Origin of the sequence: Microbulbifer pacificus (assembly GCF_002959965.1) — a bacterium.
Lineage (GTDB): Bacteria > Pseudomonadota > Gammaproteobacteria > Pseudomonadales > Cellvibrionaceae > Microbulbifer > Microbulbifer pacificus_A.
The window spans coordinates 782,501-805,081 of record NZ_PREV01000026.1 but is presented as its reverse complement, the minus strand read 5'-3'; the positions used below and the strand labels follow the sequence as shown (position 1 = coordinate 805,081).

Sequence of the window (22,581 nt, the reverse complement as noted above, 5' to 3'; positions counted from 1 at the left end):
AATTAGCAAGTGAGTGGATTTGGCAATGAAAAAACAATTTGGGTTCAGCTTGATTGAGCTGATGATCGCCGTGGCTATCATTGGAATACTTGCCGGCGTTGCCTGGCCGTCGTACCAGGAGCATGTCAAGACATCGCGCCGGGCGGATGCCCAGGGCGCACTTCTGGGACTGGCTCAGGCAATGGAGCAGCACTTTACCGCAAATGGAACCTATACGGGTGCGGCTGATGGCAATGGTGTTCCGTCGATATTCGCTGGCGAGGCCCCGTTGGACGGCGGTACCAAGTTTTATAATCTCCGAGTGACGGCGGCGGATGGCAGTTCCTATACACTTCAGGCTCAGGCAAAAAATGCCCAGGCTGATGACGGTGATCTTCAGTTCAAATCTACAGGGGAAAAAGCATGGGATCGCGGCAATGATGGTGCATTCGGTGCTGGAGACATGTGTTGGAATAAAACCTGCAGTTGATCAGTCTGCCATCGGGCAGCTGAGGTTCTCCCCGCTGCCTGTTTCCCTCACGCCGTCACCGTCGTTATCTTTGCCTAAATAGGGACGCCCTATGGCGTTCATCACAATGACCCAGCCATTTTTGGCCTCGCCATCCGGAGGGCAGTAAGAAAAGTTACCGCTTTGTGCTGGTGTGGTTCCATCGGGACGAAAGAGGATATAGCCTCGATTATTGAATGCGCGCCAGCGCAAAGATCCGCCAGCTTCCGCTCCGGAAAATATTTTTTCTATTACCTCGCCATTGTTTTTCTCGCCATCGCCATTGCTGTCAGCAAATAGCAGCGCACCTGAAGACCAGTCGGTTCCGCAGCTCACGCCGTCACTGCTGGGACATAGTGAGTATTTTTGCCGTTCGCTGTAGGCGCGGCTGCGCATTAACTGCAGAAGATCGAAAAGCTCCCGCGCCTTTGCCTCCGACTGGTAGCGGCGTACAAGCTCGGACATGCCCGGTGCGGCCAGTGAAAGGACAATGGTAAGAATTGCCAGGGTGATGATCAGTTCAATCAGGGTAAATCCGGGTTGGCGTTGCATGGCTTGGGTTCCTCATCCGTGAGGATACGCAGAATAACAAGGATTCCTGGAAAGCCAATCACAAGCCATTACAGTACGATGGTACTAGTCTGGGCGCGAGATAATCAGGGGGTAAAAGTAGCCATGTAAACAACCATGAACAGGCCGCCTTACTTACTCATCCATATTGAGTTTTTTCAACCGATACCGCAGCGAACGAAAACTAATTCCCAGCTTCTCTGCCGCCGCGGTTCGGTTCCACCCTGTCTCATTCAGCGCGCTCTCAATCGCTTCCCTCTCAATGGACTGAAGGAAGTCATCCAGTGTTTCAAAGTCAGAGGCGTCAAACTGGCCCGGGTAGTTGGCGCCTTGATCCTCCATGGCGGAGGGTGAATGAAGGGGGGCGTACCGGAGGGTGGGATTTTCCGGTTCCTGAACGCTTGGCGTAGGGGAGGTCTCCGGCAGAAGCAAGTCCCGCGCATAGAGAGTGCTGCTTTCCCCAAGGGTAACGGCGCGCTCCAGGATATTTTCCAGTTCTCTCAGGTTGCCCGGGAACCCGTAGGTCTGCAGCGCGACGATGGCTTCCTGGGACGCCTTGGGTGTGGCGCCCCGGGACGGATTGCTGATATGCCTCAAAAGATTGCGTGCGAGCAGTGGAATATCTTCCCGTCGCTGACGCAGAGGTGGCATCTCTAGTTGGATGACATTGATGCGGTAATACAGATCACTGCGAAATTTTCCGATTCGGACTTCGTCGGCGAGTGATTTGCGCGATCCTGTCAGTATGCGAATGTCCAACTTAATGTTTTCGCCCGTCGCCGCATCCTGAAAACCTTTTTCCTCAATGGCTTTCAGTAATCTGACCTGAATATCCTGCGGCAACTCGCTGACTTCATCGAAGTAGAGTGTGCCGCCGTTAGCGGCCTGCAGTAGCCCGAGACTCTTTTCCGATGATGTTGATCCGCCGAACAGGGTCTCTTCCAGTTGCGCTGATGGGATGGTTGCACAGTGCACGGGGAAAAATGCCCGGTTGCCGCGAGGCCCCTGATCGTGGATACATCTCGCCGCCAGCTCCTTTCCCGAGCCCGCCTCACCGACAATATGTACCGGCGCATCACTGCGCGCAATTTTTTCAATCCGCGCACGGAGGGTCCTGATGGCTTCTGACTGCCCCTGGAATAGCGGCGGAAATTCCTGACTCTCGAGGAAGCGACCTTCGTTCAGGCGCAGGGCCAAGTGCACGAGATTGCGCAGACGTTCAAGATTCACGGGCTTACTGACAAAATCGAACGCCCCGAGCTTGAGTGCGGCGATGGCGGTGTCCATATTGCCGTGGGCGGTGATGACAGCGACGGGAAGCATGCGATCGGCTGGCAGCTCCTGAATGGCTTCTACGATCTGCAGGCCATCACCATCGGGCAGGCGCATGTCGGTGAGGCAGAAGTCGTATCGTTTCTCCGCGAGGCGGCGATTCGCCTCGGCCACGGACATGGCGATATCCGCGCGCACGTCCATGCGCTGCAGGGTCATTGAAATCAGGTTGCAGATGTCGGGCTCGTCATCCACTACCAAGGCTATGGGGTGTCGGTCGGCCATGGCGATCGAGTTTATTGTTACCGAGCTTATTGGTGTTGTGACTGTCAGAAAATCTGTTCGGCGTTGGCGAATTCTACTCTGAAGCAGCTCCGGCTGTCTTGAGCGCGACAGTAATAAATCGTTGCCCGATTCGATTCACACAGTTCTCGGGCAATGTACAGGCCGAGGCCGGCGCCCGAGGTTTCCGTGGTGAAAAAGGGTTCGAAAATCTGCTCTCTGTGTTCGTCGGGAATTCCGGAACCGGTGTCGAGTACCTCAAGTTGCGCGCATTCGCGCTCAGGATTGACACTTACGGCGAGCTCGGCGATGGCGCGCCCGGTGGCGAGCTCGGAGTGACGCAGGGCATTGTTGCAGAGATTTGTGACAACTTGCGCGATCTGTTGCGGATCGAAACGCGCATATACGGGTTCTGCGGGTTGCGTGAGGACGATGTCGCATCGCGGATTGCCGACTTGATAATCCTGTAAAAACTCCTCCGCCCACTTTCTCAGGTCCAGCCTTTGTGGTTCCGTCGTGCGGCGTCGCGAAAGCTGCATCACATTTTCGACAATCTGATTCACTCGCTGGCTGTGGCGGCAGATGATATCGGTCAGCTGTCGGTCTTCGGAGGATAAGTCCGCTGATTCCCCAAGCAGTTCCGCGGCGTGGCTGATGGCAGACAGAGGATTGCGAATTTCATGGGCAATGGAGCCAGTGAGGCGTCCAAGGGAGGCGAGTTTCAGCTGCTGAGCCTGTTGTGCCAGCTTGCGGTTGTCGTCAAGGAATACCAGTGAGCTGACGCGATTATCATTGGAAAGGGCGGTGAAGCTTACGCGCAGCTCTCCGTGGCCGGCGCCCTGGATGACGCGACTGCTTTTGTCAGGCTGCGTTTTCAGTGTGTCCAGCATCTTCTGCAGCTCCGGGCTTAATGCACTGGAGGCATCCGCCGGCATCCCCAGTAGCTGCTGGGCGGCGCGGTTAATCAGCTCGGGGCGACCGCTGCCGTCCACGACCAGAACACCCGTGCGCATCTGCGCGACGATCTGCTGGGTAAGCCGCTGCAGATGTTGGGCCTGTCGACGCTCCTGTTCCGCCTTCTGATTGGCGAGCCGTATATGCGTAGAAAGGTATTGCAGGGCGGTTACACAGGTAAACAGCAGAATGCCCAGGCTCCCCGCGGAGACGATATCTTGCGTATCGGCGCGCCCGGTGAGTATGCCGAACAGCTGTTGGGCAATGACCGCGATGCTGGCGATGGCGGCAAGAAACGCGCCCATACGCCGATCCAACAGCAGCGAGCCGACGGCACAGGTCGTAAGCATCAGGTAGCCGACACCCGAATCGAGACCGCCGCTGGCCTGAATCAGCAACAGAAACGCAATCAGATCCCCGCCGAGAATACTGCCGATGCGCAGAGGGGTTGTCTGGAAGCGGCTCGGGTACAGGAACAGCAGCCAGGCGATATTGAGGACCGCATAAGTAATGGCGGTGTTGAGATACAGTGCGGGGTGCAGGGTGCCCACCGCGCCACGGCTGATTCCGGAGGCAAACAGCCCGAGTAGAACAAGTGCTATGGCAACCCGATACCATGCATAGACGCGCAGCAGGTCGCGCTGGCGCATGCGGAGACTGCTGATACCGGGGGCGGTGGGACGCTGTGACGGATCGGCGTCATGCGCTGCCACCTCCTGCGGCACCGCGCTGGCGGAAGAGGAGCTGCTCACTTTTTATTCTCAATTGCTGTGAGTGGGACTGATTTCTTGCAGATGTTGTGCCCCCGGGTGGCGTGGCTACAATAGCCGCCTCAGTCCAACGGGGTAAAAAGATGTCTACTTTGCAGCTAGTGCTGGCGCAAATCAATCTGCTAGTGGGGGATATTCACGGCAATGCCGACCAAGTGGTCGAGGTAACCCGTCGCGCCCACCGCGAGCACAATGCCGATCTGGTGCTGTTCCCGGAGCTGACCCTGTGTGGGTATCCGCCGGAGGACCTTCTGTTTCGCCCCAGCATGCAAAAACGCATCGATGCCGCACTGGAAAAACTCAAGCAGGCGAATCTGCCCTGTGCCGTGCTCATCGGGTATCCCCGGGTGATTGCGGGCACCGTGCTCAATATGGCCGGCCTGATCCAGGGTGGTGAACTGGTAGCTGAGTACGCCAAGCAGAAGTTGCCCAATTACCAGGTATTCGACGAGCTGCGCTACTTCGTGCCCGGTGACAAGCCCTGCGTGGTCGACATCAAGGGCATCCCTACCGCGGTTACCATCTGTGAAGATATCTGGCATCCGGAACCCGTTGCCCAGGCGGAACGCGCCGGGGCAAAACTGATGCTCAACATCAACGCCTCTCCTTTCCATCGCGGCAAAGCGCAAGAGCGCCTGGCGCTGCTGAGCCGGCAGGCGCAGGCTGGAAATATGCCGATCGTGTACGTCAATACTGTGGGGGGGCAGGATGAGCTGGTGTTCGACGGCGGTTCCTTTGCGGTAGACAAGACTGGTGAGCTGCGCGCGCGTGCGCCGGAGTTTGTGGAGAGCCTGCTGCCCGTCACTGTGGAACTCGACGGTGATGATGTCTCGCTGGCTCGAGGCAATGATGCGGCGCCGCTGGATGTGCTTGCTTCTGTGTATCAGGCACTGGTGCTCGGCGTGCGGGATTACGTCAACAAGAATGGCTTCAAAGGCGTGGTGCTTGGTCTTTCCGGTGGTATTGACTCGGCTCTGACCCTGGCGGTTGCCGTGGATGCACTCGGCCCCGATCGGGTGGAGGCGGTAATGATGCCGTTTCGCTATACATCGGACCTGTCCAGAAATGACGCCGCGGATCAGGCGAAGCGCATGGGGGTGCACTACCGGGTTATCGGCATCGAGGGGATTTTCGATGCGGCGATGAAAGCGCTCGAGAGCGAGTTTGCCGGGAGCGAGCGCGATACCACCGAGGAAAACCTGCAGGCGCGTGCCCGCGGTATGTTGCTGATGGCCATTTCCAACAAGAAGGGCTTTATGGTGCTGACTACTGGCAACAAGAGCGAAATGTCCGTGGGCTACGCAACGCTCTATGGGGATATGGTGGGTGGCTACAATGCGCTGAAGGATGTACCCAAGGTGCTCGTATACGCATTGTCCCGCTATCGCAATACCGTTTCCGAAGTCATCCCCGAAACAGTGATTACCCGTGAGCCCAGCGCTGAGCTGGCCCCGGACCAGGTCGATTCCGACAGCTTGCCACCCTACGAGATTCTCGACGAGATCCTGCGGCAGTACATCGATCTCGATCACAGCGCCGCAGACATCATCGCCATGGGGTTTGACGAGGAAACCGTGATGCGGGTGGTGCGCCTGGTGGACCGCAACGAGTACAAGCGCCGCCAAGCCGCGGTGGGGGTGCGGATTTCCGAGCGCGGGTTTGGCCGCGATCGCCGCTATCCGATCACCAACGGCTGGAAAGCTGGCGAGTAGCAATTCACTCTGCGCCAATTAAAAAAGGCCCCGCAGCTTTCGCCGCGGGGCCTTTTTTTCGAGCGTATGCAGCCGCTTACAGTTCTGGTGGCAGCGGCGCATTTTCCGGCCGGTACTCGGCGTTATAAATCTCGCGGCTGTCGAATCCACGTGGGTCGGATTTTTCGAACAGACCGAGGGTCATACGGTGGGCCAGGCTCCGGCCCTTGGCACCGGCGTAGTACTTGTAGTTGAAACTGCCGTCCTTATTGAATGCCGGGTGGTCCGGGTAGTTGGTACGCAGTACTTCGAGCGAGGTGTTTTCCAGCTGTGACATGTCAAGCAGATGGTAGGACTGCACCATTACCGCCAGCGCATCGGGCACCGCCGGGGTCTGCTGGAAGTTTTCCACCACAAAACGGCCGCGATTGGCAGAGGCCAGATAGGCACCGCGTTTGAAATAGTAGTTGGCCACGTGAATTTCATAGCGTGCCAGCAGGTTGCGCAGGTGAATCATGCGCTTCTGCGCATCCGGGGCGTAGCGGCTGTCCGGGTAGCGCGCCATCAGCTGGGCGAAGTAGGCGAAGGACTCACGGGCGGAACCCGGGTCGCGCCGGGTCATGTCGGTGGGCAGGAAGCGCTCGAACAGGCCGCTGCCTTCGGTGAAGGAGGCCAGTCCTTTCATGTAATAGGCGTAGTCCACGTTGCGGTGCTGCGGGTGTAGGCGTATAAAGCGATCCGCCGCGGAGATGGCCGCATCGTTCTGGTAGTCGCGGTAATAGGCGTAGATCAGCTCCAGCTGGGCCTGTTCGGCGTAGTTGCCGAAGGGGAAGTTGTCTTCCAGCGCCCGCAGGTTCTTGATCGCCAGCTCCCACTGGCTGGATCTGAGCTGGCGCTGCGCTGCTTCATAGAAGGCCTGTTCAGTGCGGTTGCCGGAGGGAAGCCCCTCTTCCTCTTCGTCCGTGCTGGCGCAGGAAGCCACTAAAACCGCCAGCAATGCCAGCAATAGTGCTTTCCATTGCACTGCCCATGACTGCCTATTCCAGGACTGCATTGCCCCTCGCTCTATCATTATTTGTCTCAACCTTATTAAACTAGCCGCCCAAAATTCACTGGGGCTGAAGGGCAGCTATTTAACCACAGCGCCCCGCGAGCCCAAAGTATTAGACCGTCTTAGATGAGCAATCAAATACATCTCAATGTCGAAGTGCCCGCGGAGTACGCCGGGCAGAGGTTTGACCAGATCGCGGCGGATTTGATCCCCGATTATTCCCGCGCGCGACTGCAAGCCTGGATTAAAGGCGGCCAACTCACCGTGGATGGTCGCAGCGCGAAGCCCAAAGACAAGCTGTTCGGGGGCGAACAGCTCTCTCTGCGTGCCGAGCTGGAGCCCCAGGGGGAATGGCTGGCGCAGGATATGGCGCTGGATATCGTGTACGAAGACGATGCGATCCTGGTCATCAACAAGCCTGCAGGGCTGGTGGTCCATCCCGCCGCAGGCAATCCCGATGGCACACTGCTGAATGGCCTGTTGGCCCACTGCCCGGAGCAGCAGAACATCCCCCGCGCCGGGATCGTGCACCGCCTGGACAAGGACACCAGCGGCTTGATGGTGGTCGCCAAGACCCTGCAGGCCCAGGCCGACCTGGTGGACCAGCTGAAGGAGCGCACGGTCACACGCCTGTACGATGCGATTGCGCAGGGCACGTTGAGTGGTGGCGGCAAGGTGGATGCGCCCATGGGACGGCACCGCACCAATCGTTTGAAGATGGCGGTTGTACCCAATGGCGGTAAGGAAGCCATCACTCACTATCGTTTGCAGGAACGATTCCGCGCCCACAGCCTTCTGCGCTGCCAGCTGGAGACCGGCCGCACCCACCAGATCCGCGTACATATGGCCCATATTCGGCACCCGCTGGTGGGGGACACGCTATATTGCACCCGCGGCAAGCTGCCCCCGGGTGCGGACCCGGAGCTTATTACGGCCCTGCAGAAATTCCCACGCCAGGCCCTGCATGCGGCGGAACTGGCTCTGTTCCACCCGGAAACGGGCGAGCCCATGCACTGGGTGGTGCCGATGCCGGAAGATATGCTGCAATTGCTCGCGCTGTTGCGCGCGGACAGCCGCTGAGCGCCCGATTAAACATCTATTCACATTGCTTTTAGCACAGGACATCCCATGGCTGCCGACCACTACCTAAAGCCAGACTGGCCCGCCCCGGCCAATGTGCACGCCTTCGCCTCTCTGCGGTACGGCGGTCACAGCAAGGGAAGCTATGCGGCGTTCAACCTGGCGGACCATGTGGGCGATGCACCAGACGCGGTGGAGGCCAACCGCGCCCAGCTGAAAAGGGAGTTGAATCTGCCTGGTGAACCGCAGTGGCTGGAGCAGATTCACAGTGACAAGGCGGTGGTTGCCCACAACGATGGCATGGTGCGCACGGCAGATGCGAGTTATACGGCGGAAGCGGGTATCGTCTGTGCGGTGCTCACCGCAGACTGCCTGCCGCTGCTGGTGTGCAATCGCAACGGTTCTGAGGTGGCGGCGATCCACGCAGGCTGGCGAGGGCTGACCGGCGGCGTGATCCGCGAGACGATCAATGCCATGGCGAGCGCGCCGGAAGAGTTACTGGTGTGGCTCGGGCCCGCCATTGGGCCTGAGGCTTTCGAATGTGGGGTGGAGGTACTGGAGGCGGCGTTTGAGTCTTCCATGAGTGAGTCGCATGCGGAAGCCATTGCCAAGTGCTTTGTGCCTCATTCGAAGAAACCGCTGCATTTTCTGGCGGATATCTATGCGTTGGGGCGTGCTGAGCTTGCGGAGTTGGGGGTGACTGAGGTTTTTGGTGGCGACCGCTGTACCATTTCTGAGGAATCGGAATTCTTTTCTTATCGCCGGGATAAAGAGACCGGGCGCTTGGCATCCTTAATCTGGTTCGAGTGAGATTCGGGTTTTCTATTTAAGCAGGTCTTGTGGCGGCAAAGCACAGGGGACGGGGTTTCAGGACCGCTGTGAATACGTCCCTGTACGCTTCGTCGGCAACATCCCTGTTGCCGACGATCCTGAAACCCCGTCCCCTGCACTTTGCCTTCGCTTCTCCCTATTTACTCCGTAGCTATCTTACTCGCTACTTCTTTTGCCTCTGCGCAACTATTTTTCAATTTCTAGCTTACGGAGTGAATTAGTTCGGGCGCAAGGAGAGGTGCTGGGTAGCTGTTTTCGAAAGCGTCGGCGACAGGGACGTCGCCGACGCAGCGTACAGGGATGTATTCACAGCGGTTTCGAAAACAGCTACCCAGTGCCTCTCCGCCACAGGACCAGCTAAAGAACCCGCCACCCAACCAGCTTCAGAACGAAGTCAAAGCTACGAAGCACAGAAGCTTGAAAACCCGCCGCGAGCCCGCAAATTACTGATCAGCACTAGACTGTATTCGTCATTGCGTTACCGCGTGTCGTCTGACTTCCTGTCCGGCGCGCCAATGATTAGGAGAGGGTAAAAGCACAATGCGCATCGACCGGATGACCAACCCGCTGCAGGCCGCCATTGCCGACGCACAATCTATTGCCGTCGGCCGCGACCACAACCAGATTTATCCCGAACATTTATTGCAGGCCCTGCTGGATCAATCCAATGGCAGCACCACGGCATTTTTGAACCAGGCCGGCTTCAATATCAACGGCCTGCGCAACGACCTCGCCAAACGCCTCGACAACCTGCCCACCGTCAGCACACCCACCGGCGATGTCGGCATGTCGCAGGAACTGATGCGCCTGTTCAATCTGGCGGATAAAAAAGCCCAGAAAAATGGCGACAGTTATATCGCCAGCGAAACCGTATTGCTTGCAGCGTTCGATCCCGCCGCCGGCGAAGTATCGAAAATTCTGAACGCCCACGGCGACCTAAAACACCTGCAGGACGCTATCACCAAAGTGCGAGGCAGCGAGAAGGTCAACGACCCGCAGGCGGAAGAAGCGCGCCAGGCGCTCGATAAATACACCATGGACCTCACCGCCCGCGCCGAAGCCGGTAAACTCGACCCAGTGATCGGCCGCGACGACGAAATCCGGCGAACCATCCAGGTCCTGCAGCGCCGCACCAAAAACAACCCGGTACTGATCGGTGAACCCGGTGTCGGTAAAACTGCCATCGTCGAAGGCCTCGCCCAACGTATCGTCAATGGCGAAGTTCCTGAGGGGCTGAAAGACAAACGCTTGCTGTCACTGGACCTCGGTGCGCTGTTGGCAGGCGCGAAATTTCGCGGAGAATTCGAAGAGCGTCTGAAAGCGGTTCTGAATGAACTGTCGAAGCAGGAAGGGCGCGTCATCCTGTTTATCGATGAACTGCATACCATGGTCGGTGCCGGCAAAGCCGAAGGCGCCATGGATGCGGGGAATATGCTGAAACCCGCGCTCGCCCGCGGCGAACTGCACTGCGTCGGCGCCACCACCTTGAATGAATATCGCCAATACATCGAAAAAGACGCGGCGCTGGAGCGTCGCTTCCAGAAAGTACTGGTCGATGAACCGACGGAAGAAGACACCATCGCCATTCTGCGTGGCCTGAAAGAACGCTACGAGGTGCACCACGGCGTCGACATTACCGATTCCGCGATTATCGCCGCCACCAAACTGTCTCAGCGTTACATTACTGATCGCCAGCTGCCGGATAAAGCCATCGATCTCATCGATGAGGCGGCGAGCCGGATTCGCATGGAAATTGACTCCAAACCGGAGGAAATGGACAAGCTTGAGCGCCGCCTGATCCAGCTCAAGATCGAACGCGAGGCCGTGAAAAAAGACAAGGATGACGAGGCAGCGAAGAAGCGCCTGGAGAAACTCGAAGACGATATCGACAAGATCGAAAAGGAATACGCGGACCTAGAAGAAATCTGGAAGGCGGAGAAGGCCAAGCTCGCCGGCAGTGCCGATATCAAGAACAAACTGGAACAGGCCAAGCTGGACATGGACGCCGCGCGCCGAGCCGGCGATCTCACCCGCATGTCGGAGATTCAGTACGGTGTGATTCCCCAGTTGGAAAAGCAGCTAAAGATTGCCTCGGACACTTCAGATACCAGCGAAAACCAATTGCTGCGCAACCGCGTCACCGATGAGGAAGTGGCGGAAGTCGTCTCCCGTTGGACCGGTATTCCGGTGTCAAAAATGCTCGAAGGTGAGCGGGAAAAACTGCTGCGCATGGAAGACGAACTGCACCGGCGCGTCATCGGACAGGAGGAAGCGGTGGAGGCGGTATCCAATGCCGTGCGCCGCTCCCGCGCCGGTCTCTCCGATCCCAATCGCCCCAACGGCTCCTTCCTGTTCCTCGGTCCCACGGGCGTGGGCAAGACCGAACTTTGTAAAGCATTGGCGGGTTTCCTGTTCGACACCGAAGACGCCATGGTGCGCATCGACATGTCGGAATTTATGGAGAAGCACTCCGTCGCCCGCCTGATCGGTGCGCCGCCCGGTTACGTCGGTTATGAAGAGGGTGGGTATCTCACTGAGGCCGTGCGGCGCAAACCCTATTCCGTACTGCTGTTGGATGAAGTGGAAAAGGCGCACCCGGATGTCTTCAATATCCTGCTGCAGGTGTTGGAAGACGGTCGCCTCACCGATGGCCAGGGTCGCACCGTCGATTTCCGCAATACCGTGGTGGTGATGACGTCTAACCTTGGATCTGATCTGATCCAGAAGTACGCGAGCGCCCGAGATGACGACGAAATCGACAGTGAAATTCACTACCGACAGATGAAAGCGGCGGTAATGGATGTCGTGGGCGAACACTTCCGGCCGGAGTTTATCAACCGTATCGACGAAGTGGTGGTATTCCACCCGCTGGATCGCGCGGAAGTGCGCTCCATTGCCGAGATCCAGCTGCAAAACCTGCGCAAGCGCCTGGCGGATCGCGACCTGAAACTGGATGTTTCCGAAGCACTGCTGAACAAACTGGCGGACGTGGGCTTCGACCCTGTGTACGGGGCTCGCCCGCTGAAGCGTGCGATCCAGATGTGGCTGGAAAACCCACTTGCGCAGGACGTGCTCTCCGGCAAGTTCGCGCCCGGTGACACCATTCACGCGACACTTGAAGGAGACAGAGCGGTCTTCAATAAGTAGTACCGGTCGCCCGTGGAAGGGCAATTATCAATGGACCTGATGTATGTCACTGGTAAGGCAGCTGTTTAGCCGGCGCATGTTGTGGATGCTGCTGGGCTGCCTTGTTGTGTTCGGCGGTATCTTCGGCTTCAAGTTTTTTGGCCTGTACATGATGAACCAGTTTATGGACAACATGTCGCTGCCGCCCGCCACCGTCACCACCACCCGTGTCGCACAGCAGCGTTGGCAGACCCGTCTGAGTGCCGTTGGCAGCCTGCGTGCAGTTAATGGCGTCAATGTCACTACCCAGGCTCAGGGGGAGGTTAAAGCCATCTACTTTGAATCCGGCCAGTCCGTCGACAAGGGCGCTGTGCTGGCCGAGCTGACCGCCGCACCGGAAACCGCTCAAATTGAGGTGCTGGAAGCCGAGCGCCGGCTGGCGGAGCGAGACTACAAGCGGATTTCCGAACTGTATAAAAAAGGCGTTGCCACACTGCGCGAACTGGACCAGGCCCAGGCGACTCTCGATCAGGTGCTTGCCTCTCTGAGCGTGCAGCGCGCCACTATCCGCGAGCGTACCATTACCGCACCATTTTCCGGGCAGCTGGGTATTCGCCAGGTGGATCTTGGGCAGAATGTGTCCCCCGGGGATGCGGTGGTGTCCCTTCAACAGCTCCATCCCATCTTTGTGGATTTCTCCCTGTCCGAACGGGATTTTTCCCGGGTGCGGGAGGGGCAGGGTATTGAACTCACTGCCGCGGCCATTCCCGGACAGGTCTTCTCGGGGCGTATTACCGCCATTGATTCGGAAATTGATCCCCGTAACCGCACCTTCCTGCTGCAGGCCACGCTGGAAAATGCGGAGCGTAAATTGCGTCCCGGCATGTTTGCGGATGTCGCGGTGAAAGTGGAAAAGTTTCGCGATGTGCTGGTGGTGCCCCGGACCTCCATCAGCTTTGCCCCCTATGGCAATGCGGTGTTCGTGATTCGCAAGGCAAAAATAGAGACATCGGGCAAGCCTGTGCAGAAAAGTCCGATGGGGGAAGTCGCGCCTCCTGAGTGGGTGGCAGTCAAGCGCTTCGTCAAGACCGGTGAGGAGCGCGGCGATCTGATTGAAATCGTCGAAGGTGTCGAAGCCGGCGAGCAAGTGGCAACAAGTGGCTTGCTGAAACTGCGCAATGACGGCGGAGTTATTATCAACAACGAGAACCCCCCGCCAGATCAGTTGGCGCCAAAACCTGACAATAGTTAGTGCATGAACATCGCAGGCAGGGACGCCGCGTGAATTTTACCGATATCTTCATTCGCAAACCGGTACTGGCCTGTGTTGTAAGCCTGTTTATTTTCCTGCTGGGGTTGCGCTCTACCTCTGAACTCAATGTACGCCAATATCCTGAACTGGAAAACGCGGTTATCACCGTGAGCACGGTGTATGTGGGGGCGGATGCAGATTTGGTCCAGGGGTTTATCACTACGCCGCTGGAGCAGGAAATTGCCAGCGCCGACGGCCTCGACTACATCGTCTCCACCAGTATTCAAGGTATTTCCGTAATACAGGCTTATGTGCGCCTGGACTATGACCCCAATGAAGTGCTCACTCAGGTGGTTGCCAAGGTCAATAAACTGCGTAACGAGCTGCCGCTGGAGTCCGAGGATTCCACGGTGGATCTGGCGGTGGGAGAAACCATTGCCGCCATGTACCTGTCTTTTTCTTCGGAAATTCTCGATAACAACCAGATTACCGATTACATCACCCGCGTGGTGCAACCGAAGTTATCCACCGTGCCCGGAGTGCAGCGGGCGCAGTTGTTGGGCAACCGTACTTTCGCGATGCGTATATGGCTGAAACCGGCGGAGATGGCGGCACAGGGGGTTACGGCCGGGGATATCACAAGTGCGCTGCGGCAGAACAATGTACTGGCCGCGGTAGGTCGTACCAAGGGTACCCGGGTGGCTATGGATATTCGGGCGGATACGGATATCGCCTCCGAGCACGCCTTTCGCAAGCTGGTGGTGCGTGCCGATGGCGATCAGCTGGTGCGCCTGGAAGATGTGGCGGAAGTCGAACTGGGGTCTGAGTCGTACGACACGTCGGTTACGTTCAATGGGCGGTCGGCAACCTTTGTGGCGGTGGAGGTGGCGCCTGACGCGAATGCGCTGGATGTGATTGCGGATGTGCGCGACAAGCTGCACGGTGAAATCTTCCCGCAACTGCCGGAGGGCATGTTGGGGGAAATTCCTTACGACAGCACCGAGTATATTCAGGATTCCATAAACGAGGTGATAAAAACCATCGCCGAGGCGGTGCTGATTGTCATTGTGGTTATCTATCTGTTTCTCGGTTCTCTGCGCAGTGTGATTATCCCGGCGGTGGCTGTTCCGCTGTCGATGGTCGGTGCTCTGTTTCTGATGTTACTGATGGGATTTTCCATCAACCTGCTCACACTGCTCGCCATGGTGCTTGCCATCGGTATCGTGGTAGACGATGCGATCATTGTGCTGGAAAACGTGCACCGGCATATCGAGGAGGGAATGACACCACAGGATGCGGCCTTGAAAGGCGCGCGAGAGCTGGCCTGGCCCATTGTTGCCATGACGACCACGTTGATTGCGGTGTACCTGCCGATCGGGTTTCTTGGTGGCCTCACCGGAACGCTGTTTGTGGAGTTTGCCTTCTCGCTGGCGGGGGCCGTTCTGCTCTCCGGGGTGGTGGCGCTGACCTTGTCGCCGATGATGGCGGCGAAAGTACTGAAGGCAGAGGACGGTGAGCGTGGCAATTGCTTTGAAGCCTGGCTTGAACGCCGACTGCGGCGTTTGGAAGAGGGTTACCGGCGCCGCCTGCATCGCGCTCTGGATGAGCGACTGGTTATCCTGGTATTCGGACTGATTGTTCTGGCGAGCTGTTATTTTCTATTCATTACATCGCCCAGTGAACTGGAGCCGAAAGAGGATCGCGGATTTGTTCTGGGGATCGCCAGTGGCGACTCCTTCGCCACTCTGGATTATATGGAGCAGTACACCGGCGAAATCAACCGTGTGCGGGACCGACATCCGGAAGTGGAAAACCTGTTTCTGCTGAACGGCGTGGGTGGCGCGGGCAACAGTTCTAACAGTGCCATTGCCGGGTTTGTGCTGTCTTCCTGGAACAAACGCAATAAAAGCACCCATGAAATGCAGGAGGTGATCAATGGTGAAGTCTCGCAGATCGCGGGTCTCAAAATCGCCACCTTTGTCCCCCCTAGCCTGCCCACCGCGGGCGGTACCCTGCCGGTGGAATTCGTGATCGGCACTACCGAGCCGATCTCTACGCTCGCGAGTTTTTCGGACGAAATAATGGGGCGTGCGCTTGCCAGCAAGCGATTTATTTTTCTCGATGCGGACCTGAAACTCGACAAGCCGAGGTTGACGGTGGTGATAGACCGTGACAAAGCCGCGTCCATCGGTGTGGACATGGCAGATCTGGCGCGTGAGCTGGGGTCGATGATGTCTGGGGGGTATACCAACCGCTTTTCACTAGACAATCGCAGCTACAAGGTGATTCCACAGGTGGTGCGTACTGAGCGGCTTACCGGCGATCAATTAAAGCAGTACTACATTCGCGCCGGTGACGGCAGCATGGTGCCATTATCCACCCTGGTGCGTATTGAAGAGAGCGTGGAACCCCAGCAGTTAAAACGTTTTCAGCAGCTGAACGCGGTGACCATTTCCGGCGTACCGCGTCCCGGTGTGCCGCTCGGAGAGGCTCTGGGTATCCTCGAAAGCGCGGCCCGGGAAGTCCTGCCGCGAGAATATTCCACGGACTATTCCGGTCAGTCGCGCCAGTTCAAAAATGAGGGCTCCGATCTGCTGGTGACCTTTTTCTTTGCGCTGGTTGTGATCTACCTGGTACTGGCGGCTCAGTTTGAATCCTGGCGCGACCCGCTGATCATGCTGGTTACGGTGCCCATGAGCGTGTGTGGCGCAATGATTTTTGTCAGCCTGGGGCTGACGACCCTGAATATCTATACGCAGGTAGGCCTGGTGACGCTTATTGGCGTTATTTCCAAACACGGAATTCTGATTGTGGAATTCGCCAACCAGCTGCAGTTACAGGGCAGGAGCAAGCGTGAGGCCATTGAAGAAGCCTCCAGTATCCGCTTGCGCCCCATCCTCATGACGACAGCTTCTCTGGTGCTGGCCATGGTGCCGCTGTTGATTGCGGCCGGACCCGGTGGCGGGGCGCGCTTCGCCATGGGGCTGGTGGTGGCTTCGGGGATGACGATCGGCACGGTATTTACTCTGTTCGTTGTACCGGCGATGTATTTGTTGCTGGGGCGGGACTATGCGGGGGGATCGGCGCGGGAAGCGCGTGTGGAGGATCATGCGGCGGGCATGGGCGGCCCGCCGGCATCCGAGTAAGCGAAGATCAGCAGTTGTTCTGCAATATGCTTTTGGCCTGCTGGATACGTTGCTGGCGCTCCTCTTCCGGCAGTACCCGGTAGTTGCCGTTGGCATCCACTTCGCGCACACGCGGTCTGGACTGGAGTTCCTGCAGTCGCGCCTGGGCACTTCGGCAACGCTGCGCGCGAGCGACCATTTCCGCGGCGCTGCTGTCGGCCTGTTCGGGCTGCTGTTCTTGTTCTGTTTGAGGCTCCGGCGCCTTTTCCGAATTGATGTCGGCGGCTGTGGCCAACTGGCGTTGTGCCTCCAGGGCATTCTGCTCCTGCTGCCACTGTTTGAGGCGGTCGGATTTCGGCGCCTTTACGACTTCAACCTGCTCTTTCTTTGGCGGTTGAGAACCAAAATGCACCACGCCGTCTTCATCGACCCATTTGTAGATGCCGTCTGCCTGGACCGATGTCATCAATCCCATACCGAGTACCAGGGAGGCGATGAAGTTGCGCATGGAGGAACTGCCTTGTGTTGTTGTCGTAGTGTGGTGCCCGCAGTGGTTAACACTACCGCATTGCGGACAGCTTGTAAGGCTCGATTTTAGCGGGCTGGCAGGGATAACTCGCGACGGGGTTAACAATTTGTTCCATGGAGAAGGGCTATGGGGATGAACTGTGCTCCAAACGTCGCCCCACAATGGAGCAAAACAGCTTCATTCTATTGACACCCGGGGCTCAAGCTGGACAATTTGCGGTTCACTCGGCGAAGTAGATGTCACCACAACACCCTGTGGTCCGCATACGCTCTCCGGTGGGTTAAGCGCCCACCACCTCCTGTCGAGGAGGTCCTCCCCATCTGGAGGCCTTGGAGTCCCCGGTCCGGTTTTACGGCGGGTGGATTCCGCGCAGTTTTGGCATTGCCGTGAAGCTATCCTAAAAAACGGGCTAAATCTGCGTTTAAGGCTGATATTTATCACGCTTTTCCTTTAGAATCGCCGTCTGGCTTTCGCGCTAAGCGGTTTTCTGTGGCCTGTGGATGATGCAGGTCCTAAGAATTGGGAAATTTTGAGGGGGCTCAAGTGGAATTACTCTCCGGCGGCGATATGTTGGTTCGCGCGCTGCAGGATGAAGGGGTGGACCTGATATTTGGTTACCCCGGCGGTTCGGCACTGCATATTTACGACGCCATCTTCCGTCAGAAGGGCATCAAGCATGTGCTGGTACGCCATGAGCAGGGCGCCACGCACGCCGCGGACGGCTATGCCCGCGCTACCGGCAAGACCGGGGTTGTATTGGTAACCTCCGGCCCGGGGGCCACCAATGCCATCACTGGTATCGCCACAGCCTATATGGACTCCATTCCCATGGTGGTGATTTCCGGTCAGGTGCCGTCCGACAAGATTGGCGAGGATGCCTTCCAGGAAACCGATATGGTCGGCTGTTCGCGGCCGATCGTGAAGCACAGCTTCCTGGTGAAGAATGCGGGAGATATCCCTGAAGTCGTAAAAAAGGCGTTCTATATCGCTTCCACTGGCCGCCCCGGTCCGGTGGTGATTGATATCCCCAAAGATGTCACCAACCCGGTAGATCGTTTCCCGTATCAGTATCCGGAAAAGCTCCGCATGCGTTCCTACACCCCCGCGGGCAAGGGGCACACTGGCCAGATCCGCAAAGCGGTCGCTCTGCTGTTGTCTGCCCGTCGCCCGGTTATCTACGCCGGTGGTGGTGTGGTTCAGGGCGACGGTTCAGACCTGCTGACGGAGCTGGCCCAGTATCTGAATTTCCCGGTGACCAACACCCTGATGGGGCTCGGAGCCTATCCGGGTACCGACAAGCGCTTCCTCGGCATGCTTGGAATGCACGGTACCTTCGAGGCCAATACGGCCATGCATCATGCGGATGTGATCCTGGCGGTGGGCGCACGCTTTGATGACCGGGTTACCAACACCCCGGGCAAGTTCTGCCCCGGAGCCAAAGTTATTCATATCGACGTGGATCCGGCCTCCATTTCCAAAACCATCACTGCCGATGTGCCAATCGTGGGAACGGTGCAGTCGGTTTTGAGGGAAATGCTGGAAATGCTTAAAGCATCGAAAGAGATGCCGGACCAGTCAGCAATAGTCGATTGGTGGCGTCAGATCGATGACTGGCGAGAGCGTCATGGGCTGTATACCGCTCCCCGTTACCGCACAGATGGCGACATGATTATGCCGCAGGAAGTGATTCGCGCAGTGCACGAGATTACCAAAGGCGATGCCTACGTAACCTCTGACGTTGGTCAGCACCAGATGTTTGCCGCCCAGTATTATCTGTTCGACAAACCCCGCCGTTGGATCAACTCCGGTGGTCTGGGCACCATGGGCTTCGGCCTGCCGGCGGCGCTGGGCGTGAAAATGGCATTCCCGGATTCGGAAGTGGTGTGCGTGACCGGTGAAGGCAGTATCCAGATGTGTATCCAGGAGCTGTCAACCGCAACCCAGTATCACCTGCCGGTGAAGATCCTGTGCCTGAACAACCAGGCTCTCGGGATGGTGAAGCAGTGGCAGGAAATGCAGTACGAAGGTCGCCTCTCCAACAGCGTGTATGAGGAGTCTCTGCCGGACTTCATCAAGCTGGCGGAGGCCTACGGCCATCTGGGCATAAAGATCGAGCATCGCGATGAGTTGCACGGCAAACTGGCCGAGGCATTTGCGATGAAGGATCGTACCGTGTTTATCGACGTTTACGTCGATCCGTCCGAGCATGTCTACCCCATGCAGGTGATGCCGAATGGCTCCATGCGGGATATGTGGCTCAGCAAGACGGAACGGACGTAAAGGGAGGTAGACAGAATGCGCAGAATCATTTCAGTTCTGATGGAGAACGAACCCGGTGCGTTGTCGCGTGTGGTTGGCCTGTTTTCTCAGCGAGGCTACAACATTGAGAGTCTTACTGTAGCGCCTACCGAGGATGCGACCCTGTCGCGCCTGACGCTGACTACCATCGGGGATGACCACAAAATTGAACAGATCACCAAGAATCTGAACAAGCTGATCGATGTGGTGAAACTGGTGGACCTCACCGAGGGGTCACATATCGAGCGTGAGTTGCTGCTGGTCAAGGTGCGTGCAACCGGGGCCCAGCGGGATGAAGTCAAGCGCAGTGTGGACATCTTTCGTGGTCAGATTGTTGATGTCACCAGCAACATGTACACGGTACAGGTGACCGGTACCAGTGAGAAATTGGACGCTTTTTTACAGGCACTGGGGGAGCACACCATTATGGAGGTTGTGCGCACCGGTGTTTCGGGGATCGCCCGTGGTGAAAAGGTCCTCAGTATTTGAGCGTCGAACCGTCAACAAATTCTTCAACGCTGAGTTTTCAGCGTGGAATGACTTTTTAAAGTACTTAAAGCAGGAAGTAAGTTATGCAAGTTTATTACGATAAAGACTGTGACCTTTCTTTGATCAAGTCCAAAACCGTTGCCATCGTTGGCTACGGCTCTCAGGGCCACGCCCACGCCAACAACCTGAAAGACTCCGGTGTGAGCAATGTGGTTGTCGGTCTGCGCAAAGGTTCTGCATCCTGGGCCAAGGCTGAAAAAGCCGGTCTGCGTGTTGCTGAAGTGGCCGATGCGGTCAAAGATGCCGACGTGGTGATGATCCTGACTCCGGACGAATACCAGGCTGCGGTTTATCGCGAGCAGGTTGAGCCAAACCTGAAGGCCGGTTCCGCATTGGCATTTGCGCACGGTTTCAATATCCACTTCGAATTGATTCAGCCGCCGAAAGATGTGGACGTGATCATGATCGCGCCAAAAGGCCCCGGCCACACCGTGCGCTCCACCTACATGGAGGGGGGCGGCGTTCCGACCCTGATCGCGGTATATCAAAATGCATCCGGCAATGCGAAGGAACTGGCGCTGTCTTATGCATCTGCAAACGGTGGTGGTCGCTCCGGTATCATTGAAACCAATTTCCGCGAAGAGACGGAAACCGATCTGTTCGGTGAGCAGGCGGTGCTCTGTGGTGGTGTTTCTGCACTGGTACAGGCCGGTTTCGAAACCCTGACCGAAGCCGGTTACGCGCCGGAAATGGCCTACTTCGAGTGTCTGCACGAGCTGAAGCTGATTGTTGACCTGATGTATCAGGGTGGCATCGCGGATATGCGCTACTCTATCTCCAATACGGCGGAGTATGGCGACTATGTAACCGGCCCACGTATTGTGACCGAAGAAACCAAGGCGGAAATGAAGCGTGTTCTGAAGGATATTCAGACTGGTAAGTTCGCCAAAGACTTTATGCTGGAGTCCCTCGCAGGCCAGCCCCGCCTGAAAGCCGAGCGCCGCATCGGCAGTGAGCATCAGATCGAAGAGGTTGGTGCCAAGCTGCGTGCGATGATGCCCTGGATCAAGGCCAACAAGATTATCGACAAGACCGAAGGCAACAGCTGATCTCTGCACTTTGGCAAAAAAGCGGCGAGACCAGATGGTCTCGCCGCTTTTTTTTTGTCGGCTCGCCACTGTACACTCGCAGGCATATCAACCTGACTGGATTTGGAAGGAAGTTGTATGAGCGATAAACCGGAAGCTCGGGGATCAGCAGGCTCTCCTGCGGAAGAGGAGATCCGTCTTCCCGTCGATGAGCATATCGAGGAGGAAGTTTCAGCCAGCGGTAAGAGAGTGCGTGCGAAAGGCATTTACTTACTGCCGAATCTGATCACTACGGGTGCCCTGTTTAGTGGTTTCTATGCAATTGTCGCGGGGATGGGGGGTAACTTTGAAGCTGCCGCTATTGCCATTTTTGCGGCCATGATTCTGGATGGACTGGATGGACGGGTTGCCCGTCTGACAGACACCCAGAGCGCATTCGGCGTCCAGTACGACTCCCTTTCCGATATGGTTTCCTTCGGGTTGGCGCCGGCTCTGGTCGTGTTCAGCTGGGGGCTTGGCCCTCTCGGTAAGCTGGGTTGGGCGGCGGCCTTTCTGTATGCGGCGTGCGCGGCGCTGCGCCTTGCCCGCTTCAATACCCAGGTGGACACCGTCGACAAGGGGGTGTTTATCGGCCTTGCCAGCCCAACCGCAGCGGCTATTGTCGCCAGCATGGTGTGGGCGGGACACGACGCAGATGTTGGCACCGGTCTGGCCGTTGTGGCGGCACTGGTTACTGTGGTGGCGGGGATGCTTATGGTTTCCAATTTCCACTACACCAGTTTCAAAAAGCTCGATTTCAAGGGGCGCGTCCCCTTCGTCATGTTGTTGGTCATTATCCTTGTGTTCAGTCTGGTGACTATTGATCCCCCCAGGGTCCTGTTGGTGATCGCGGTTATCTATACCTTCTCCGGGCCGGCTATGTGGGCTTTGAAGGCGCTACGTGAGCGTCGCAGGGCTCAACAGGAGGGGGCTGCTGGAGGTGTGTCGCCGAAAAGTGATGATGAGCCAAGCAGCTGATCACTCATGCTCGGATTGAGACCGGGCCATTTCTGATTCTGTCCGGCCGGTATCGCTTGATGTTGGCCGGACTTCCCTCCCGTTTTTTGGCAGATTCTCCCCGCCAGACTACTCTTAAGAAATCCACCTCGAGAAACGGCAGGGCTACCCGTGTGGCCACGGGGTTTTCTTGTCGCCAATCTGGACGCGCGTAAATTTTTTTTTGAAAAGTGCTTGCACCGGCGAGGTCAGGTTCGTATAGTTCGCGCCCTCGCCGCTGACGAGGCAACTCAAAGCGCGGCGTTAAGGCGAAGTAAGCTGTTGATCTTCAAAGGGTTTTCCCGGAAAAAGAATTTCAGAAAGCGCTTGCCAAGGTCGAAGAGGTCGCTATAATGCGCGCCACTTCGAAGGTCACCGGAAGCGGTGGTCGAGGTGCTCGAAAGCGTTGAAGTTCAGTAGAAAGTTCAACGGTTTCGAAGCCAAAAAAGTCTGCCAAAAAGCACTTGCTTCAGCAGATTGGATGTGTAGAATACGCGTCCCCAGTGATGACCGAGCGTCACGCTGCGTTGTTTAAAAATTCGATCAAGCAATATGTGTGGGTGCTTGCGGAGTGATGGATCGAACATCTAGCTTCGGCTAGAAAAAGATTTATCGGAAGCAAGTAACTCATGTCAATGAATTACGTTTTAA

At 57.2% G+C, this 22,581-nt stretch carries 16 protein-coding genes; 11 read left to right on the top strand and 5 right to left on the bottom strand.

Translation table 11 applies throughout. The features are described from left to right. Positions 1 to 25: 25 nt before the first annotated feature. Complete coding sequence (locus C3938_RS03870; RefSeq protein WP_105101915.1) at positions 26 to 469, top strand: type IV pilin protein; 444 nt, start codon at positions 26 to 28, stop codon at positions 467 to 469. Here C3938_RS03870 and C3938_RS03865 read toward each other — a convergent pair whose 3' ends face one another. From C3938_RS03865 to C3938_RS03855, 3 genes are all read right to left on the bottom strand, one after another. Then, positions 470 to 1,039 (bottom strand): GspH/FimT family pseudopilin, encoded by a 570-nt coding sequence (locus C3938_RS03865; RefSeq protein WP_105103211.1) that lies wholly within the window; start codon positions 1,037 to 1,039, stop codon positions 470 to 472. 153 nt (positions 1,040 to 1,192) lie between these two features. Next, positions 1,193 to 2,614, bottom strand: a complete 1,422-nt coding sequence (locus C3938_RS03860; protein WP_105101914.1) for a sigma-54-dependent transcriptional regulator — start codon at positions 2,612 to 2,614, stop codon at positions 1,193 to 1,195. Between the two features lie 44 nt (positions 2,615 to 2,658). Further along, positions 2,659 to 4,317 carry a sensor histidine kinase gene (locus C3938_RS03855; protein ID WP_233998637.1) on the bottom strand — a complete coding sequence of 553 codons (1,659 nt, stop codon included), beginning with the start codon at positions 4,315 to 4,317 and terminating at the stop codon, positions 2,659 to 2,661. 101 nt (positions 4,318 to 4,418) lie between these two features. On the opposite strand from C3938_RS03855, the gene C3938_RS03850 reads away from it, so the two are divergent. Then, the gene (locus C3938_RS03850) at positions 4,419 to 6,047 is read left to right on the top strand and encodes an NAD+ synthase (RefSeq protein WP_105101913.1); all 1,629 of its coding nucleotides are present in this window, start codon (positions 4,419 to 4,421) and stop codon (positions 6,045 to 6,047) included. Between the two features lie 76 nt (positions 6,048 to 6,123). On the opposite strand, the gene C3938_RS03845 is transcribed toward C3938_RS03850, so the two are convergent. After that, complete coding sequence (locus tag C3938_RS03845) at positions 6,124 to 7,080, bottom strand: outer membrane protein assembly factor BamD (protein WP_105101912.1); 957 nt, start codon at positions 7,078 to 7,080, stop codon at positions 6,124 to 6,126. A gap of 123 nt (positions 7,081 to 7,203) precedes the next feature. Between C3938_RS03845 and rluD the strand changes: the two genes are divergently transcribed. The 5 genes from rluD to C3938_RS03820 all read left to right on the top strand — a co-directional run bounded on the left by rluD (position 7,204) and on the right by C3938_RS03820 (position 16,512). Beyond that, complete coding sequence (gene rluD, locus C3938_RS03840) at positions 7,204 to 8,157, top strand: 23S rRNA pseudouridine(1911/1915/1917) synthase RluD (RefSeq protein WP_105101911.1); 954 nt, start codon at positions 7,204 to 7,206, stop codon at positions 8,155 to 8,157. 48 nt (positions 8,158 to 8,205) lie between these two features. Further along, positions 8,206 to 8,967, top strand: coding sequence for a peptidoglycan editing factor PgeF (gene pgeF / locus C3938_RS03835; protein WP_105101910.1), 762 nt, complete (start codon positions 8,206 to 8,208; stop codon positions 8,965 to 8,967). 561 nt (positions 8,968 to 9,528) lie between these two features. Continuing rightward, positions 9,529 to 12,135, top strand: coding sequence for an ATP-dependent chaperone ClpB (gene clpB / locus C3938_RS03830; protein WP_105101909.1), 2,607 nt, complete (start codon positions 9,529 to 9,531; stop codon positions 12,133 to 12,135). Between the two features lie 43 nt (positions 12,136 to 12,178). Next, positions 12,179 to 13,366 carry an efflux RND transporter periplasmic adaptor subunit gene (locus tag C3938_RS03825; RefSeq protein WP_105101908.1) on the top strand — a complete coding sequence of 396 codons (1,188 nt, stop codon included), beginning with the start codon at positions 12,179 to 12,181 and terminating at the stop codon, positions 13,364 to 13,366. 29 nt (positions 13,367 to 13,395) lie between these two features. Next, positions 13,396 to 16,512: an efflux RND transporter permease subunit gene (locus C3938_RS03820; protein WP_233998635.1), complete on the top strand. Its 3,117-nt coding sequence runs from the start codon at positions 13,396 to 13,398 to the stop codon at positions 16,510 to 16,512. Positions 16,513 to 16,519: 7 nt separating this feature from the next. On the opposite strand, the gene C3938_RS03815 is transcribed toward C3938_RS03820, so the two are convergent. After that, a complete protein-coding gene (locus C3938_RS03815; protein WP_105101907.1) occupies positions 16,520 to 16,999 on the bottom strand; it encodes a DUF4124 domain-containing protein in 480 nt (159 codons plus the stop codon). A 564-nt stretch (positions 17,000 to 17,563) separates the two neighbouring features. Between C3938_RS03815 and C3938_RS03810 the strand changes: the two genes are divergently transcribed. The 4 genes from C3938_RS03810 to pssA all read left to right on the top strand — a co-directional run bounded on the left by C3938_RS03810 (position 17,564) and on the right by pssA (position 21,912). After that, on the top strand, positions 17,564 to 19,300 hold the full coding sequence (locus C3938_RS03810; protein WP_105101906.1) for an acetolactate synthase 3 large subunit: 1,737 nt from the start codon (positions 17,564 to 17,566) through the stop codon (positions 19,298 to 19,300). A 15-nt stretch (positions 19,301 to 19,315) separates the two neighbouring features. Further along, positions 19,316 to 19,807, top strand: coding sequence for an acetolactate synthase small subunit (ilvN, locus tag C3938_RS03805; protein WP_105101905.1), 492 nt, complete (start codon positions 19,316 to 19,318; stop codon positions 19,805 to 19,807). Positions 19,808 to 19,890: 83 nt separating this feature from the next. Then, positions 19,891 to 20,916 (top strand): ketol-acid reductoisomerase, encoded by a 1,026-nt coding sequence (ilvC, locus tag C3938_RS03800; protein WP_105101904.1) that lies wholly within the window; start codon positions 19,891 to 19,893, stop codon positions 20,914 to 20,916. 117 nt (positions 20,917 to 21,033) lie between these two features. Beyond that, positions 21,034 to 21,912 (top strand): CDP-diacylglycerol--serine O-phosphatidyltransferase, encoded by an 879-nt coding sequence (gene pssA / locus C3938_RS03795; RefSeq protein WP_105101903.1) that lies wholly within the window; start codon positions 21,034 to 21,036, stop codon positions 21,910 to 21,912. Positions 21,913 to 22,581: the final 669 nt, after the last annotated feature.

Bases quoted from the DNA above. Each gene is read 5' to 3' on its own strand.
- C3938_RS03845 (WP_105101912.1), bottom strand. From the start codon at position 7,080: ATGCAGTCCTGGAATAGGCAGTCATGGGCAGTGCAATGGAAAGCACTA.
- C3938_RS03865 (WP_105103211.1), bottom strand. From the start codon at position 1,039: ATGCAACGCCAACCCGGATTTACCCTGATTGAACTGATCATCACCCTG.
- clpB (WP_105101909.1), top strand. From the start codon at position 9,529: ATGCGCATCGACCGGATGACCAACCCGCTGCAGGCCGCCATTGCCGAC.
- C3938_RS03825 (WP_105101908.1), top strand. From the start codon at position 12,179: ATGTCACTGGTAAGGCAGCTGTTTAGCCGGCGCATGTTGTGGATGCTG.
- pssA (WP_105101903.1), top strand. From the start codon at position 21,034: ATGAGCGATAAACCGGAAGCTCGGGGATCAGCAGGCTCTCCTGCGGAA.
- rluD (WP_105101911.1), top strand. From the start codon at position 7,204: ATGAGCAATCAAATACATCTCAATGTCGAAGTGCCCGCGGAGTACGCC.
- ilvC (WP_105101904.1), top strand. From the start codon at position 19,891: ATGCAAGTTTATTACGATAAAGACTGTGACCTTTCTTTGATCAAGTCC.
- ilvN (WP_105101905.1), top strand. From the start codon at position 19,316: ATGCGCAGAATCATTTCAGTTCTGATGGAGAACGAACCCGGTGCGTTG.
- C3938_RS03815 (WP_105101907.1), bottom strand. From the start codon at position 16,999: ATGCGCAACTTCATCGCCTCCCTGGTACTCGGTATGGGATTGATGACA.
- C3938_RS03850 (WP_105101913.1), top strand. From the start codon at position 4,419: ATGTCTACTTTGCAGCTAGTGCTGGCGCAAATCAATCTGCTAGTGGGG.
- C3938_RS03870 (WP_105101915.1), top strand. From the start codon at position 26: ATGAAAAAACAATTTGGGTTCAGCTTGATTGAGCTGATGATCGCCGTG.
- C3938_RS03860 (WP_105101914.1), bottom strand. From the start codon at position 2,614: ATGGCCGACCGACACCCCATAGCCTTGGTAGTGGATGACGAGCCCGAC.
- pgeF (WP_105101910.1), top strand. From the start codon at position 8,206: ATGGCTGCCGACCACTACCTAAAGCCAGACTGGCCCGCCCCGGCCAAT.